Source organism: Streptomyces sp. NPDC093097 (genome assembly GCF_044754325.1).
In the GTDB taxonomy this organism is placed as follows: domain Bacteria; phylum Actinomycetota; class Actinomycetes; order Streptomycetales; family Streptomycetaceae; genus Streptomyces.
This window is the reverse complement of record NZ_JBIVOW010000023.1, coordinates 1-17,311: the sequence shown is the minus strand read 5'-3', so window position 1 is coordinate 17,311 and position 17,311 is coordinate 1. Positions and strand designations below refer to the sequence as shown.

General features: G+C 75.8%; 5 protein-coding genes. All 5 read left to right on the top strand.

The features are described from left to right. Window positions 1-28: 28 nt before the first annotated feature. Window positions 29-4,591 (top strand): amino acid adenylation domain-containing protein, encoded by a 4,563-nt coding sequence (locus ACIQE0_RS30945; protein WP_402338526.1) that lies wholly within the window; start codon window positions 29-31, stop codon window positions 4,589-4,591. Window positions 4,592-4,662: 71 nt separating this feature from the next. Next, window positions 4,663-11,055 carry an amino acid adenylation domain-containing protein gene (locus ACIQE0_RS30940; RefSeq protein WP_402338524.1) on the top strand — a complete coding sequence of 2,131 codons (6,393 nt, stop codon included), beginning with the start codon at window positions 4,663-4,665 and terminating at the stop codon, window positions 11,053-11,055. Between the two features lie 57 nt (window positions 11,056-11,112). Then, on the top strand, window positions 11,113-12,213 hold the full coding sequence (vioD, locus tag ACIQE0_RS30935; protein ID WP_402338522.1) for a capreomycidine synthase: 1,101 nt from the start codon (window positions 11,113-11,115) through the stop codon (window positions 12,211-12,213). A gap of 125 nt (window positions 12,214-12,338) precedes the next feature. Further along, entirely contained in the window at window positions 12,339-13,370 is a 1,032-nt protein-coding gene (gene gntD, locus ACIQE0_RS30930; protein WP_402338519.1) for a guanitoxin biosynthesis L-enduracididine beta-hydroxylase GntD, read from the top strand. 90 nt (window positions 13,371-13,460) lie between these two features. Further along, window positions 13,461-17,311: amino acid adenylation domain-containing protein (locus tag ACIQE0_RS30925; RefSeq protein WP_402338516.1), on the top strand; the 3,851-nt coding region annotated here is incomplete at its 3' end.

Here is a 17,311-nt window from a genome sequence, read left to right as displayed (position 1 = left end):
TCCACGCCTCCGACCGCCCGGGATCACCATGAGCCAGTCACCCCAGCGCTCCGCGCTCTCCGCCGACAAGCGCCGTCTGCTCGCCAAGCTGCTCCAGCAGCAGGGCCTCGCCCGCGCCGGCGCCGCCGCCCTGATCGCCCGCCGCCCCGAAGGGGCCCGGCTGCCGCTGTCCTTCGCCCAGCAACGGCTGTGGTTCGTCGAGCAGTTCGCCGGCCCGAGCCCGCTCTACAGCATCGCCTGCACCGTCCACCTGACCGGCTGCCTGGACGCCGCCGCCCTCGAACGGGCCCTGGGCCGGGTGGTGGCCCGGCACGAGGCGCTGCGCACCACCTTCCACGCCGAGGACGGCCGGCCCGAGCAGGTCGTGCACGCCCACGTCGAGGTCGCGCTGCCGCTCACCGACCTGTCCGCGCTGGCCGACGGCGCCCGGCAGGCCGCGCTCGCCGAGCTGACCGCGCAGGAGAGCCGCCGTCCGTTCGACCTGGGCGCCGGTCCGCTGCTGCGCGGCCGGCTGGTCCGGCTGACGGACGAGGAGCACCTGCTGGTGCTCGCCGTCCACCACATCGTGGCGGACGGCTGGTCGCTGGACATCCTGGTGCGCGAACTGGCCCACCACTACCGCCCCGACGCGGCCGAGCTGCCCGAACTCCCGGTGCAGTACGCCGACTTCGCGCTCTGGCAGCACGAGCGGGTGTCCGGTGACGCGCTGGAGGCGCAGCTGGCGCACTGGCGCGAGCGACTGGCCGGCGCGCCCAGCACCGTGGACCTGCCCACCGACCGGCCGCGCACCGCCCGGCAGAGTTTCGCCGGCGCCTGCTTCCCGTGGCGACTGGACGGCGACCTGGCCACCCGGCTGACCGCGCTGGCCCGCGCGCACGACGCCACCTTGTACATGGCGCTGCTGGCCGGCTTCACGGCGGTGGCGCAGCGCTGGAGCGGGCAGCACGATCTGGTGGTCGGCTCGCCGGTGGCCAATCGCAACCATCCGCAGACCGAGGGCCTGATCGGCTTCTTCGTCAACATGCTGCCGCTGCGCACCGACCTCTCGGGCAATCCGACCTTCCGCGAACTGCTGGGCCGCGTCCGGGAGTCCGCGCTCGCCGCCTACGCCCACCAGGACGTGCCGTTCGAGCGGATCGTGGAGGAGACCCGTCCGGATCGCGACGCCGGCGGGCGCACCCCGTTCGCCAATCTGCTGCTGGTGTTGCAGAACACCCCGGAGACCAGCATCGAGCTGCCCGGGCTGCGGATGGACGTGGCGGCAGTGGACACCGGTACCGCCAAGTTCGACCTGCACCTCCAGGTCACCGAGACGCCGGAGGGCCTGACCGGGCTGGCCGACTACAGCACCGAGCTGTACGAGGAGCGCACCGTGCGCCGGTTCATCGACCAGTGGCTGCATCTGCTGGCCGCCGCGGTCGCGGCCCCGGACACCCGCCTGGACGCGCTGCCGCTGCTGGACGGGGCCGAGCGCGGGGCCGAGTTGGCGGCCGGTGCCGCGCGGCGCGCCGCCGTCGTGCCGGCGCGCAGCCTGCCGGCGGCCTTCGCCGAGCAGGTCCGGCTGCGGCCGGCGGCGATCGCGGTCGGCTGCGGTACGGAGCGGCTGAGCTACGCCGAGTTGGACCGCCGTTCGGACGCGCTGGCCCGGCGGCTGCGGGAGCTGGGGGTGGGTCCGGAGAGCCGGGTGGCGATCTGCGTCGAGCCGTCGGTGCGGCTGGTGACCGGGATCCTGGGCATCCTCAAGAGCGGCGGCGCGTACGTCCCGCTCGATCCGCGGCATCCGTCCGAGCGGCGGGCCTTCACGCTGGCCGACTCCGGTGCGGTGGCCCTGGTCGCCGACCCGGAGCACGCCGAACTCGCCGACGGCGTCCCGGTGGTGGCGGTCGACCAGCCGCTGTCGGCGGAGCCGCTGGAGCCGGCCCCGCTGGGTCCGGACCACCTCGCGTACGTCATCTACACCTCCGGGACCACCGGGCGCCCCAAGGGCGCACTGCTCACCCACGCCAATGTGCTGCGGCTGTTCGACGCGGCCGCGGCGGACGTGCCGTTCGGCCCGGACGACGTCTGGTCGCTCTACCACTCGGCCGCCTTCGACTTCTCGGTGTGGGAGATCTGGGGGGCGCTGCTGCACGGCGGCCGGATCGCCGTGGTGCCGCAGGAGGCCCGGCAGAGCCCGGCCGCCTGCCGGGCGTTGGTGGGCGCGGAGGGCGTGACGGTGCTCAGCCAGACGCCCACCGCGTTCCGCCGGTTCGCCGACGCCGACGCGGCGGACGGCGGGCCGGTGGACCGTCCGCTGGCGCTGCGGCACGTGGTGTTCGGCGGTGAGGCGCTGGAGCCGGGCGCGCTGCGCTCCTGGGCCGCCCGGCACCCCGACGGGCCGCGGCTGGTGAACATGTACGGCATCACCGAGACCACCGTGCACGTCACCGCGCACGCGCTCGGCCCGGCCGAGCCGGCCGCGCCGGGCAGCGTGATCGGCCGCCCGCTCGCCGATCTGGCGGTGCATCTGCTGGACCGGCGCGGCGAACCGGTGCCGCCCGGGGTTCCCGGCGAACTGTGCGTCGGCGGAGCGGGCCTGGCCCGCGGCTACCTGGGCCGTCCGGGGCTGACCGCCGAGCGCTTCGTGCCCTCCCCGCTCGGCGGCGGCGAGCGGCTGTACCGCAGCGGCGATCTGGCCCGCCGGCTGCCCGACGGCACGTTGGAGTACCTGGGCCGGATCGACCAGCAGGTGAAGGTGCGCGGGCACCGGGTGGAGCTCGGCGAGGTCGAGGCGGAGCTGGGCGCCCACCCGGGCGTGCGGCATGCGGCGGTGCTGCCCCGCGAGGCGCCGGACGGCGGCATCGGGCTGGTCGCCTACCTGGTCCCCGACGCGGCGGCCGGCGAGGATGCGGCGGCCGGGCCGGGCCGGGCGGCCGACGCCACCCAGGTCGCCCGGTGGCGCACCGTCTTCGACACCGCCTACGACGAGTACGAGCAGGTCGGCGGGGCCGATCCGACGTTCAACATCCGTGGTTGGACCAGCAGTTACACCGGTGAGCCGATTCCGGCCGAGGAGATGCGGCGCTGGGTGGCGGACACCGTCGACCTGGTACGGCGCACCGGGCCGCGGCGCGTCCTGGAGATCGGCAGCGGCACCGGACTGCTGCTGTTCCGGCTCGCCGGCGACTGCGCGCAGTACACCGCCCTGGACCTGTCCGACAGCGCGATCGCCCATGTGCGCCGCCACCTGCCGGCGGGCTGGGACCAGGTGCGGCTGGAGCGCCGGGCCGGACACGAGCTGGACGACCTGCCGGCCGGCGGCTTCGACACGGTGATCGTCAACTCGGTGGCGCAGTACCTGCCGAGCGCCGGCTATCTGGTCGAGGTGCTCACCAAGGCCGCCGAGCGGCTCGCCCCGGGCGGGCGGATCGTGGTCGGCGATGTGCGGCACCTGGGGCTGCTGGACGCCTTCCAGGTCTCGGTGCTCCGGCCGGGCCTGCCGGCGGGGACGGGCGATGCCGAACTGGCCCGCCAGGTCCGCCAGGCGGTACGGCAGGAGGACGAACTGCTGCTGGATCCGCGGTTCTTCGAGGCGTTGCGCCGGGAGATCCCGCGGATCGGCCGGGTGGAGGTGCGGCTCAAGCCCGGGCGCGACCGCAACGAGATGACCCGATACCGCTACGACGCGGTGCTGCACCTGGACACCGAGCCCGCCGCCGCGGCGGTGCGCACCGTGGCGTGGACCGGTGGCGAGCCGACGGCCCTGCTGGACGGCTCCCCGGTGCTCGTCACCGGTATCCCCAACGCCCGGGTGCACGCCGACGCCCGCATCGCCGCGCGGCTCGCAGGCGGGGCCGGCGAAGCGGAGGGTGCGCAGGAGCCCGACGCGCTCGACCCGCAGGAGCTCCGTGAGGCGGCCGAAGCGCTCGGCTACGCCGTCGACCTCAGCTGGGCGGCCGGCGACCCGCTCGGCCGCTTCGACGCCGCCTTCCGCCCGGCCGGCACCGAGCCGGCGGCGGTGCTGCCGCCCGCCGGGGACTGCGCGGATCTGCCGTGGCCGCACTGGGCCAACGATCCGCACCGCGGCCGTGCCGCCCGCGGCCTGGTGCCCCGGCTCCGTTCCCAGCTGCGGGAGCGGCTGCCGGACTACATGGTCCCGGAGGCGTTCGTCACGCTGGACGCGCTGCCGCTGACCGCCAACGGCAAGCTCGACCGGGCCGCGCTGCCGGCACCGGACTGGTCCGCCGGCTCGACCGCGCTGCTCGCCCCGCGCGATGAGACCGAGCGGGCGCTCGCCGAGATCTGGAGCACCGTCCTGGGCGTGGCCCGGATCGGCCTGGCCGACAACTTCTTCGACCTGGGCGGCCATTCGCTGCTGGCCGTCCAGGTGACCGCCGCGGTGCGCGAGGCGCTGGGCCGCGAACTGCCGGTGCGGGCGCTGTTCGAGGCGCCGGTGCTGGGCGAGTTCGCCGAGGCGGTGCGGCGCGCGCCGGCCGCCGAGGCGCCGGAGGCGACGGCCGGACCGGTGCGCGAGGCCGTCCCGGCCGACGGCGCCGGCTTCGACGACCTGTCCGCCGAGGAACTGGCCGAGCTGATGGGCGGGGAGCTGTGACGACCACCCCCGCGAGCAGTCGAAGTACCACCACCCCCGTCCCCGACCGCGTCCCTGTGAAGGAGCCTCCCGTGGCCACCGCCCCCCGTACCGCCGAGGTGCTGCCGGCCTCCGCCGCCCAGCGCCGGTTCTGGCTGATCGACCGGCTGGAGGGCCCCAGCGGCGTCTACAACACCGCAGCCGCGCTGCAGCTGCGCGGCCCGCTGGCCGTCGAGCAGCTGCGCGGGGCGTTCCAGCTGCTGGTGGACCGGCATGAGGCGCTGCGCACCGTGTTCCCGGCCCGGGCCGGCGCCCCGGTGCAGCTGGTGCTGCCGCGCCGTACCTTCGAGTTGGGGGTGACCGAGGCCGCCGGGGCCGGCGAGGACGAGGTCCGTGAGCTGGCCGGCCGGCTCGCGGAGCAGCCGTTCGACCTGGCCAAGGGGCCCCTGATGCGGGCCGAGCTGCTCGTGCTCGGGCCGCAGGAGCATCTGCTGGTCGTGGTGCTGCACCACATCGTGGTGGACCGCTGGTCCTTCGGCCTGCTGATGTCGGAACTCTCCGCGTGCTACGACGCGTTGACCGGCCAGCGGCCGGTGCGGCTGCCGGAACTGCCGGTGCGCTACGCCGACCATGTGGCGGGCCGGCAGGCGGTGCTGGACGGCGGGCTCGGCGAGCGGCTGCTGGACTACTGGCGCGGGCAACTGTCCGGTGCGCCACAGGCGTTGGAGCTGCCGGGTGACCGGCCGCGCCCGGCGGTGCGCAGTTTCCGCGGTGGCAGCGTGCCGGTGCGGTTGGACGCGGCCACCTCGCAGGCGGTGCGCGATCTCGGCAAGGCGGCGGGGGCGACGCCGTTCATGGTGCTGCTGGCCGCGTTCCAGGCGGTGCTGGCGCGGCATGCGGGCACCGAGGACGTGGTGGTGGCGACCGGGCCCGCCACCCGTGCTCCGGGCACCGAGCTGCTGGTCGGCTCGCTGGTCAACACGGTGCTGCTGCGCACCTCGCTGGCCGGCGACCCGGGCTTTGGCGAGCTGGTCGAGCGGGTGCGGGGCACCGCGCTGGACGCCTTCGACCACCAGGAGCTGCCCTTCGACCGGCTGGTCGAGGAGCTGGCGCCCAGCCGTGACCTGTCGCGCAATCCGCTGGCCCAGGTCGGTTTCGTGCTCCAGAACGCGCCCGCCGCCACGCCCGCGCTGGCCGGTCTGGCCGTCGAGGCGGTGGCCGTGGCCCGGGACAGCGCGCACCTGGATCTGGACCTGCAACTGACCGAGGAGGACGGCTGCTTCACCGGGTTCGCCGAGTTCGCCCGCGACCTGTTCGAGGCCCCGACCGTGGCCCGGCTGCTGGGCCACTGGACCACCCTGCTGGGCGCCGCGGTCCGCGCGCCGGACACCCGCCTGTCCGCGCTGCCGCTGCTCACCGAGGCCGAGCTGGAGCAGGAGCTGCACGGCTGGAACGACACCGACGGGGAGTTCCCCGCCGGGCTGCGGGTGGACCAGCGGTTCGCCCGTCAGGCGGCCCGCACCCCGGAGGCGGTCGCGGTGATCGACGCCGGCGGCACGGTCGACTACCGGACGCTGGACGCCTGGGCGGGCCGGATCGCCCACCGGCTGCGGCAGGCCGGCGTCGGGCCGGACGTGCCGGTGGCGCTGTGCCTGGAGCGCGGCGCCGGGCTCAGCGCCGCCATGCTCGGCACGCTGCGCGCCGGCGGCGCCTTCCTCGGGCTGGACCCCTCGTATCCGGCCGACCGGCTGGCGTTCATGCTCGCCGACGCCGGGCCGGCCGTGGTGCTGGCCCACCGGTCCACCGCGGGCGCGCTCCCGGCCGGCACCGAGGTGCTGCTGCTGGAGGAGATCGCCGCCGACGGACCCGAGTTCGGCCGTGCCGACGGCGAGTCCGCCGATGCCTGCGAGGCCCATCTGGCCTATCTGGTGTACACCTCCGGCTCCACCGGGCGGCCCAAGGGCGTCGCCGTCACCCACCGCGCGATCGTCAACACCTTCACCGGGCTGGCCCGTTCGCACGGCTTCGGTCCCGGCGACCGGATGATCGCGCTGCACTCGCCGAGCTTCGACCCGGCCGTGCACGACTGCCTGGCCCCGCTGGTGGTCGGCGCCGCCGCCGTCTTCCCCGAGCAGGATTCCGCCCGCGATCCGCGGCACTGGGCCGAGCTGGTGGCGCGCCACCGGGTGACCGTCTGGTCGATCGGGCCGGCCGGCACCGAGGCGATGCTGGCCGCCGCCGAGGAGCACGGCCTGCCGCTGGACAGCCTGCGCTCCGCGATGATCGGCGGCGACGTCCTGCCGCCCGCGCTGCCGCCGCGGCTGCGCGCCGCCGCCCCCGGCTGCCGGGTGGTCAACTCGGCCGGTGTGGCCGAGGCCGCGTTCTGCAACAACGAATACCCGGTGCCCGAGGACGCCGGTCCGGGCCCGGTGCCCTACGGCCATCCGCTGCTCAACCAGCGGCTGTTGGTGCTGGACGGGCGCTTGCGTCCGGTGCCGGCCGGAGTGCCCGGTGAGCTGTGTGTGGCGGGCGAGGGACTGGCCCGCGGCTACCTGGGCCGTCCCGGTCTGACCGCCGAACGCTTCGTACCGCACCCGTACGGCCGGGTGCCGGGCGAGCGGCTGTACCGCACCGGCGACCTGGCCCGCCGACGGGCCGACGGCGAGCTGGAGCTGCTCGGCCGGGCCGACCACCAGGTCAAGATCCGCGGCTTCCGGGTCGAGCCGGGCGAGGTGGCCGGGGTGCTGCTGGAGCACCCCGCGGTGGCCGAGGCGCTGGTGGTGGCCCACGAAGTCGCCCCGGGCGACCGCCGGTTGGCGGCCTACTGGGCGCCCGCGGTCCGCACCGCCGGCCCGTCGACCTCCAGCGCCGAGCTGGCCGCCTGGCTGCGCGGGCGGCTCCCCGGCCATCTGGTCCCCGCGCTGTGGACGGAGCTGGCGGCCCTGCCGCTCTCCCCCAACGGCAAGGTGGACCGGTCCGCGCTGCCCGCCCCGGCCGCGGCGGCCGACCTCACGGACCGGGTCGCCCCGCGCACCGCCGACGAGGCCGCGCTCGCGGCGATCTGGCAGCGGCTGCTGGAGCTGCCCGAGATCGGCGTGCTGGACGACTTCTTCGCCCTCGGCGGCCACTCGCTGCTGGCCAACCGGCTGGTGAGCGCGGTGCGTTCGGAGTTCGGTGTGGAGGTGCGGCTGCGCGAGGTGTTCGCCGCGACCACGGTGGCCGCGCAGGCCGAGCTGGTCGGGCGGCTGCGCTCCGGTGCGGGCCCGGCATCGGACGTCGCGCCGCTGCCGCCGGTCACGCCGGTGGACCGCGCCGGCTCCCTGCCGCTCTCCTTCGCCCAGCAGCGGATGTGGCTGTTCGACCGCTTCGCCCCGGGCAATCCGGCGTACCACGTGCCCACCGCGGTGCGGATCGGCGGTGCGCTGGACCCGGTGGCGCTGGCCACCGCCCTGCGTGCGCTGATGGCCCGGCACGAGGTGCTGCGCACCGTCGTCGCGGAGGTGGACGGCGCGCCGGCGCAGCGGGTGCTGCCGGTCGGCGAGGCGCCGCTGACGGTCCGCGAACTCGGCCCCGGCGAACGGGCCGAGACGGTGGTCGACGCCTTCGTCACCCGCCCCTTCGATCTGGCGGCGGAGGTGCCGCTGCGCGCCCTGCTGCTGCGGACCGCCCCGGACGAGCACGTGCTGGTGCTGGTGATCCACCACATCGCGCTCGACGGCTGGTCGATGGGCGTACTGGTCGAGGACCTGGGCGCGCTCTACGACGGCCGCGAGCTGCCGCCGCTGCCCGTGCAGTACGCCGACTACGCCCGCTGGCAGGCCGACCGGGCCGCCGAGGGCCGCTGGGAGGCACAACTGGCGTACTGGCGCGAGCGGTTGGCCGGTCCGCTGCCGGTGCTGGAGCTGCCCGCCGACCGGCCGCGGCCGGCCACCCCGAGCCTGGCCGGCGCGGTCCACGAGTTCACCCTGTCCGCCGAGCTGACCGAGCGGCTGCGGGCGCTCGGCGCCCGGCACGGCGCCACCTTGTTCATGGTGCTGCTGGCCGGCTACCAGGCGCTGCTGGGCCGGCTCTCCGGTGCCGAGGAGGTGCTGGTCGGGACCCCGGTCGCCGGCCGCGGACAGCGTGAACTGGACGGCCTGGTGGGCTGCTTCGTCAACAGCCTGGCGCTGCGCGGCGACCTGTCCGGCGACCCCGCGTTCACCGAGCTGCTGGCGCGCACCCGCACCCGTGCGCTGGCCGACTTCGACTGCCAGGACGTGCCGTTCGAGCAGGTGCTGGACGCCGTCGGTGCCGAGCGCGACCCCGCCCGGCACCCGGTGTTCCAGACCATGCTGACCCTCCAGAGCGCCCGTCCGCCGCGGGCCGGATTCGGCGGGCTGCGCGTCGAGCCGCTGGCCGCGGAGACCGGCTCCTGCCTGATGGACCTGATGTTCACCGCCGTCGAGCAGGACGGGCGGCTGGCCTTCACCGTGGAGTACGCCACGGACCTGTTCGAGGCGGCGAGCATCGCCCGGCTGGCACACCGCTTCGGCGTGCTGCTGACGGCCGCCGCCGACGCCCCGGAGACGGTACTGTCCCGGCTTCCGCTGCTGGACGCCGCCGAGCGCCGCACCGTGCTCACCGACTGGAACGCCACCGCCCGTCCGCTCCCGGCCGGCGGTCTGCACGACCTGGTCGCGGCGGCGGCCGCCCGTACCCCCGGTGCCCCGGCGCTGGAGCACGCGGGCCGCACGACCAGCTACGCCGAACTGGAGGCCGCCGCCGAGCGGTGCGCCGCCCGGCTGCGCGGGCTGGGCATCGGCGGGCAGAGCGTGGTCGCGGTGCACGCGGCCCCGACGCCGCAGCTGGTCACCGCCCTGCTCGGGGTGCTGAAGGCGGGTGCGGCGTTCACCACGCTGGACCCGGCGCTGCCCGAACAGCGGCTGCGCCTGCTGCTGGAGCTGTCCGGCGCACAGCTGGTGCTCACCGACGGCAGCGCCGCCGACCCGCTCCTGGCCGGGCTGCCGACCGCCCCGATCGAGGCGCCCGAGGAGCCGGCCGGACCCGCCCCGGCGCACCCGTCCGGGACCGAACCGGACGCGCTGGCCTGTGTGTTCTTCACCTCCGGCACCACCGGCGCGCCCAAGGGCTCGATGTTCACCCACCGGGGCCTGGTGAACTTCACCCTGACGATGGCCGAGCAGTTCCGCCTGGCCCCCGGCGACCGCTTCCTCCAGCTGGCGTCCACCGGCTTCGACGTCCTGGTGGAGGAGCTGTTCCCGGCGCTGGCGGCCGGCGCCACCGTGGTGCTGCCCGGCGCCCGGCTGCTCGCCGACGGCGTCGACCTGACCGGCTATCTGGCCGAGCACCGGATCACCGGCCTGGAGCTGACCACCGCCTACTGGCACGACTGGACCGCGGAGTTGGTGCGCACCGGTGCCGCGCTGCCGTCGAGCCTGCGGTTCGTCGCGATGGGCGGCGAGCGGGTGCGCCGGGACCGGCTGGCCGCCTGGCAGCGGCTCGGGGTGCCGCTGGTGCACGTGTACGGGCTGACCGAGGTGACCTGCACCTCGACCACCCTGCGGGTGACCGATCGGCCGGTGGACGGGGACGGGCTGCCGATCGGCCGCCCGCTGGCCAACACCGCCGTCTACCTGCTGGACCCGGCCGGGCAGCCGGTGCCGATCGGTTCGCCGGGCGAGTTGCACCTGGGCGGCGCCGGACTGGCCCGCGGCTACCTGGGCCGTCCGGGCCTGACCGCCGAGCGCTTCGTCCCGGACCCGTTCGGCGAGCCCGGCGCCCGGCTCTACCGCACCGGCGACCTGGCGCGCCACCGGGCCGACGGGCAGGTGGAGTTCATCGGCCGCGCGGACCAGCAGGTGAAGATCCGCGGGCACCGGATCGAGCCCGGCGAGGTGGAGGCGCAGCTCGCCGAGCGGCCCGAGGTCGGCGCCGCCGCGGTGGTGGTCCGCGAGGACGAGCCGGGCGAGAAGCGCCTGGTCGGCTATGTGGTGGCGGCCCCGGGCACCGAGCCGGACGTCTTCGAGCTGCGCGCCGCGCTGCGCGAGCGGCTGCCCGAGTACCTGGTGCCGACCGCGCTCGTGCTGCTGCCCGAGCTGCCGCTGAACGGCAACGGCAAGCTCGACCGGGCCGCGCTGCCCCGGCCCGGCCGGGCCGAGCTGGCCGGCGGCGCCGCGGTGGCCCCGCGCACCCCCGCGGAGCGGGAACTCGCGGAGCTGGCCGGCGCGTTGCTCGGCCTGCCGGCCGTCGGCGTCCACGACAACCTCTTCGATCTGGGCCTGCACTCGCTGCTGGCCGCCCGGTTCGCCGCCCGGGTGCGGGAGTCCTGCCAGGTCGAGGTGCCCCTGCGGGTCTTCTACGAGGCGCCCACCGTGGCCGAGTTGGCCCTGCGGGTGGTGCAGCTCCAGGCCCAGGGGACCGACCCGGACGACCTGGCGGAGCTGCTCGCCGAGCTGGAGGCCGAGGACGGCCTCACCTCCGCCTGACCCCGGCCCCTCCCGTCCGCCCCCGAAAACCGACCGACCCGGCCCTTGGAGGTCCCCATGCCCATCGCCCCGGCCCTGCTGGAGGACTGGCTCCGCGAGCGCTACTTCACCACCACCTACGACATCAGCAGCAGCGGTGTCGAGAACTACACCGTCGACCAGGTCCTGGCGCTGGCCGGCACCAGCGCCGCCTCGCTCGGCGACATCCTGTTCCGCGACAGCCACTCGCTGGGCGGTGAGCCGCTGCGCGCCGCGCTCGCCGAGCGGCACGGCACCGACCCCGGCTCGGTGATCGCCACCCAGGGCTCCAGCGAGGCCATCTACCTCGTCATGCAGGCCCTGTTGAAGCCCGGCGACGAGGTCGTGGTGCAGGCGCCCGCCTACCACGCGCTGGTCGAGGTGGCCGCCTCGCTGGGCTGCCGGATCGTCCCGTGGGCGATGCGCACCGAGCACGGCGTGGTCACCAACGAGGACGAGCTGCTGGCGCTGATCGGCCCGGCCACCGCCATGGTGGTGGTCAACTTCCCGCACAACCCCACCGGCGCCACGGTCACCGAGGACCAGCAGACCGCGATCGTCGACGCCTGTGCGCAGCACGGTACTTGGCTCGCCTGGGACAACGCCTTCCAGCACCTGGTGTACGACCGGGCGCCGCTGCCCGACCCGGCCCCCGGCTACCCCCGGGCGATCTCCTTCGGCACCCTGTCCAAGGCGTACGGGCTGCCGGGCCTGCGGGTCGGCTGGGCGCTGGCCGCGCCGGAGGTGCTGGCCGGCTGCGTGCGCCGCCGCGACTACACCAGCCTGGCGCTCTCCCCGCTGGTCGAGGCGGTGGCCACGCACGCCGTCCGGCACGCGGACGCACTGCTGCGCCCCCGGCTGGCGCAGGCCACCGCCAACCGGGCGGTGCTGGCCGACTGGCTGGCCGCGCACCGCGACCGGGTGGCCGCCGACCTGCCGGCCGGCGGGGTCACCGCCTTCCCCGAGCTGACCACGGTGGCGGACGTGACCGCGTTCGCCGACCGGCTCGACCGTGAGCACGGGGTGCTGGTCGTGCCCGGCGCCTGCTTCGGTGCCCCGCGGCACATCCGGCTCGGCTTCGGCGGCTCCTCGAAGGAACTGGCCGCCGGTCTCGACCGGCTGGCCGCGCTGCTGCCCTGACGCCCCGTCGCCGAGGTCCCCTTGCCTGCCCGCAGGGCGGGAGCTCGACGACAGGCCCAGCCCACCGATCCCGCCTGCTCCTGCCGAGCCCTCTGCACTCCCCGACCACCGAGGTGATCCACCCCATGCACACCCTCACGCTCGACCCCGCCGACGCCGACGCGGTCGCCGCCCTCCTCGACGAGCTGGCCGACCGGCACGACAGCGTCGAGGACCAGGCCCTCCAGGACGAACTGACCGTCCAGTCCCACCGGTTGCCCCGCGCGCTGCGCCGCTTCCTGACCGACTTCCGGCTGCACGAGCCGGCCGGTGCCTGCGTGGTCTCCGGCTACCGCGTCGACCAGGACCGAATCGGCGCCACGCCGGCGCACTGGCAGCACCGCACCGCGGTCTCCCCCGCGCTCCGCGAGGAGATCTTCCTGCTGCTGTGCGGGGCGCTGCTCGGCGAGCCGCTCGCCTGGGCCACCCAGCAGGACGGCTATCTGGTGCACGACGTCCTGCCGGTCAAGGGCCACGAGGACGAGCAGATCGGCACCGGCAGCAACCAGACCATCTTCTGGCACGTCGAGGACGCCTTCCACCCCTACCGGGGCGACTACGTGGGCCTGCTCTGCCTGCGCAACCCGGACCGGGTGCCGACCACCTTCGTCGGCGTACAGGACCTGGAGATCTCCGCCGAGGACCGGCGGGTGCTGGCCGAGCCGCGCTTCTACATGCTGCCCGACAACTCCCACCTCCAGATGCTCGACGGCGGGCCCGGCCGTCCGCTGGCGGGCGGGGCCGAGCTGCTGGACGCGGCGTACGAGCGGCTGAAGAAGATGCGCGACGACGCCGCGCCGGTGCCGGTGCTGTTCGGCTCGCCGAGCGACCCGTACCTGTGCCTGGACCCGTACTTCATGGACCTGGACCGGCTGGACCCGGAGGCCCGCGGCGCGCTCGGACGCCTCTCGGCGGAGATCGACCGCGGGCTGGGCGGCGCCGCGCTGGCCCCCGGCGAGATCGTCTTCGTCGACAACTACCGCGCGGTGCACGGCCGCAGCTCCTTCGCGGCGCGCTTCGACGGCACCGACCGCTGGCTCAAGCGGATCAACGTGGCCCGCGATCTGCGCAAGTCCCGCGACGCCCGGGCCGCCGCCGGCTCCCGCGTCCTGTTCTGACCACGGCCCGCCGGCCCCGTCCGCCGCCGGCCGAACTCCGTCTTCCGTCCTTCGCCTTCGGGCCCGCCTGACCTTTCCGGGGAGAGCACCGTGAGCACCACCCACACCACCGCCGCCGAGGCCTCCGGCGGCCACGCCGCCGAGGCCGCCACCGCCGACACCGCCGCCCGGATCGCCGCGCTGTCGCCCGAGCAGCGGGCCAGGCTGGAGGCCCGGCTGCGGGAGCGGCTGGCCCGGCGCCCGGCCGCGCCGGCCGGTGTGCCGCGCCGCGCCCCGGGGGCTTCTGTGCCGCTCTCCCTCGCCCAGGAGCAGATCTGGCTGGCCCAGCAGCTCGCCCCGGAGTCGGCGGCGTACAACGTGCCGATGGCGGTGGCCTGTTCCGGACCGCTGGACGCCGAGCGGCTGGCGGGGGCGTTCCGCGCGGTGCTCGCCCGGCACGAGGTGCTGCGCACCACCTTCGCCGCCGGGCCGGACGGCCGGCCGGCGCAACGGGTGCACGAGGAGGCCGGGTTCGCGCTGCCGGTGACCGACCTGCGGGGTCTGGCGGCGGACGAGGCCGAGGCGCGGGTGCGCACGCGACTGGCGGAAGAGGCGCACACCCCGTTCGATCTGGCGGCCGGGCCGCTGCTGCGGGCCGCGCTGCTGCGCACCGCCGAAGCCGAACACGTCCTCCTGCTCACCCTCCACCACATCGCGGCCGACGCCTGGTCGGTGAACGTGCTGCTGGGCGAGGTCGGGGCGGCCTACCGGCTGTCGGACGGGCCGGCCGGCGCGGCGCTGCCGCCGCTGCCGGTGCAGTACGGCGACTTCGCCGCCTGGCAGCGCGGCCGGCTCGACGGCGCCGCCTACCAGGAGAGCCTCGGCTACTGGCAGCAGCGGCTGGCCGGCCTGAGCGACACCCCGCCGCCGGCCACCGCCACCGGTCGGCCGGCGGGCGGCGCGGGCGCCGGCACGCACGGCCTGGAGCTGCCCGCCGAGGTCGCGGCCGGTCTGCGGGCGCTGGCCGCGCGCCACCGGACCACGCTCTTCACGGTGGCGCTGGCGGCGCTCCAGGTGCTGCTGCACCGCTACGGCGGCCAGCCGGACCCGGTGGTGGCCACCCCGGTCGGCGGCCGCGAGCGCACCGAACTGGAGGGCCTGATCGGCTGCTTCGTCAACACCCTGCTGCTGCGCGGCGACCTGTCCGGCGAACCGACCTTCGCCGAGCTGCTGGACCGGGTCACCGAGGCGACCCGCCGCGACTTCCAGCACCAGGAGGTGCCCTTCGAGCAGCTGGCCGCGCAGCTGCGGGCCGACTCGCCGGACGGGCTGGCGCGCACCATGCTCGTCCTGGACCAGGCCGCCCCGGAGACCGCCGGGGGCGCGGCCGCCTCCGGCGAGCTGGTGCTGCGCCCCCTTCAGGGCGCCGGTCCGGCCGACGCCAAGCGGGACCTGACCTTCACCGTCTCGGAGACCGGCGACACCCTGGCGCTGACCCTGGTCCACCGCACCGACCGCTACGAGGAACGCTCCGCCGAGCGCCTTCTTGCCCACTACGCCACGCTGCTGCGCGAGGTCTGCGCCGACCCGCACCGTCCGATCGGCCGGCTGCCGCTGCTGACCGCCGCCGAACGCGAACTGGTGCTGGACACCTGGAACTCCACCGCTCTTAAGGTGCCGGCCGGCACCTTCCACGGCCGCTTCGCCGAGCAGGCCGCCCGCACCCCGCAGGCCGTCGCGGTGGTCGGTGCCGACGGCACCCACCGCTACGCCGAGCTGGACCGGCTGGCCAACCGGCTGGCCCACCATCTGCGCGGGCTCGGCGTCGGCAGCGAGACCCCGGTCGGCATCTGCCTGGAGCGCGGCGCCTGGACCGTGGTCGCGCTGCTCGCGGTGCTCAAGGCCGGCGGCTGCTACGTCCCGGTCGACCCGGCCCAGCCGCGGGAGCGGATGGCGATGATGCTCGCCGACACCGCCGCCCCCGTGGTGCTCACCCGCGCCGCCTTCGCCGGTCTGCTGCCGGCCGGAGTGCGGGCGGTCGTGGTGGAGGAGCTGGTGCTCGACGCGCTGCCCGACACCGCCCCGGAGGTGGCCGTCGACCCGGGACAGGCGGCCTATGTGCTGTTCACCTCGGGGTCCACCGGGCGGCCCAAGGGCGTGGTGGTCGAGCACCGGCAGGTGCTCAACTACCGTGCCGCGGTGGTGTCCGCACTGGGCCTGGCGGCAACGGCCGGGTACGCGATGGTGCAGCCGTTCACCTTCGACTCCTGCGTCACGGTGCTCTCGGCCGCCCTCCTGGGCGGCGGCACGCTGCACATGGTGGACGCCGAGACCGCCTCGGACGGGCGGCTGCTGGCGGCCTACTTCGCCGAGCACGCGATCGACTACCTCAAGATCAGCCCCTCGCACCTGGCGGCGCTGGAGGGGCCGGCCGCCGAGCACCGGGTGCTGCCCCGCCGGGGCCTGATCGTGGGCGGCGAGGGCTCGAACAGCACCTGGGTGCGCGAGCTGCTGGGCCGCGCCGCGTGCGAGGTCTTCAACCACTACGGGCCGACCGAGACCACCGTCGGGGTGACCACCCACCGCCCGCGGACGCGGGAGCTGGACGCCACCTCGACCGTGCCGATCGGCCGCCCGCTGGGCAACGTCCGCGCCTACGTCCTGGACGGCCGGGGCGAGCCGGTGCCGGTCGGGGTGCCGGGCGAACTCCTCATCGGCGGCGCCCAGGTGACCCGCGGCTATCTGGGCCGGCCGGGCCTGACCGCCGAACGCTTCGTCCCCGACCCGTACGGCGAGCCCGGCGCCCGGATGTACCGCACCGGCGATCTGACCCGCCGGCTGCCGGACGGCGCGGTCGAGTTCCTGGGGCGGCTGGACGACCAGGTGAAGATCCGCGGCTTCCGGATCGAACTGGGCGAGGTGGAGGCGGCGTTGACCGCGCTGGAGCCGGTGGCGGCGGCGGCCGCGGTGGTCCGCGAGGACCGGCCGGGCGATCGGCAGCTGGTCGGCTACCTCGTGCCGGTGCCCGGCACCGACCTCGAACCCTCCTTTCTGCGCCGCGAGTTGACCAAGGCGCTGCCCGGCTACATGGTGCCCTCCGCGCTGGTGGTGCTCGACGCGCTGCCGCTGACCGCGCACAACAAGCTGGACCGCCGCGCCCTGCCGGCCCCGCCGCGCCAGGAGGCCGCGGCCGGGCGGGCCGCGCGCGACGAGCGGGAGGCCGCCCTGTGCCGGATCTTCGCCGAGGTACTGGGCGCCGCGCACGAGCCGGGCATCGACGAGAGCTTCTTCGACCTCGGCGGCCACTCCCTGCTGGCGATGCGCCTGGTCGCGGCCGTCCGGGCCGAGTTCGACGCGGAGGTGGGCGTCCGCGACGTCTTCGAAGCACCGACCGTCGCCGCCCTGGCCGAACGCCTCGCTACGGCCCGGCCCGCCACCGCACTGCCGCCGCTGGTCAGGGCGGAGCGTCCAGAGGTGCTGCCCCTCTCCTTCGCCCAGCGCCGCCTGTGGTTCCTCAACCAGATGGAGGGCGAGACCAGCGCGTACGCGATGCCGGTGGTGCTGCGGTTGGGTGAGGCGGTGGATGTCGCCGCGTTGCAGGCCGCGTTGGACGACGTGGTCGAGCGGCACGAGACGCTGCGCACCACCTTCCCCGAGAGCGACGGCGAACCACGGCAGCACATCCACCCCGCCGCTCCCGCGCTCGTACCCCTCACCGTCGTCGAGGCCGACGAGACCGAGGCCCGCACGCAGATCGCGGAGCTCTGCTCCCGCCCCTTCGACCTGGTCGACGAACTGCCGCTCCGTGCGGCGCTGTTCACCCTCGCGCCCGGGGAGCACCTGCTCGCCCTGGTGCTGCACCACATCGCCGGTGACGGCTGGTCCATGCGCCCCCTCACGGACGACCTCACCACCGCCTACCAGGCCCGCGCCCACGGCCACGCCCCCGCCTGGGACGCCCT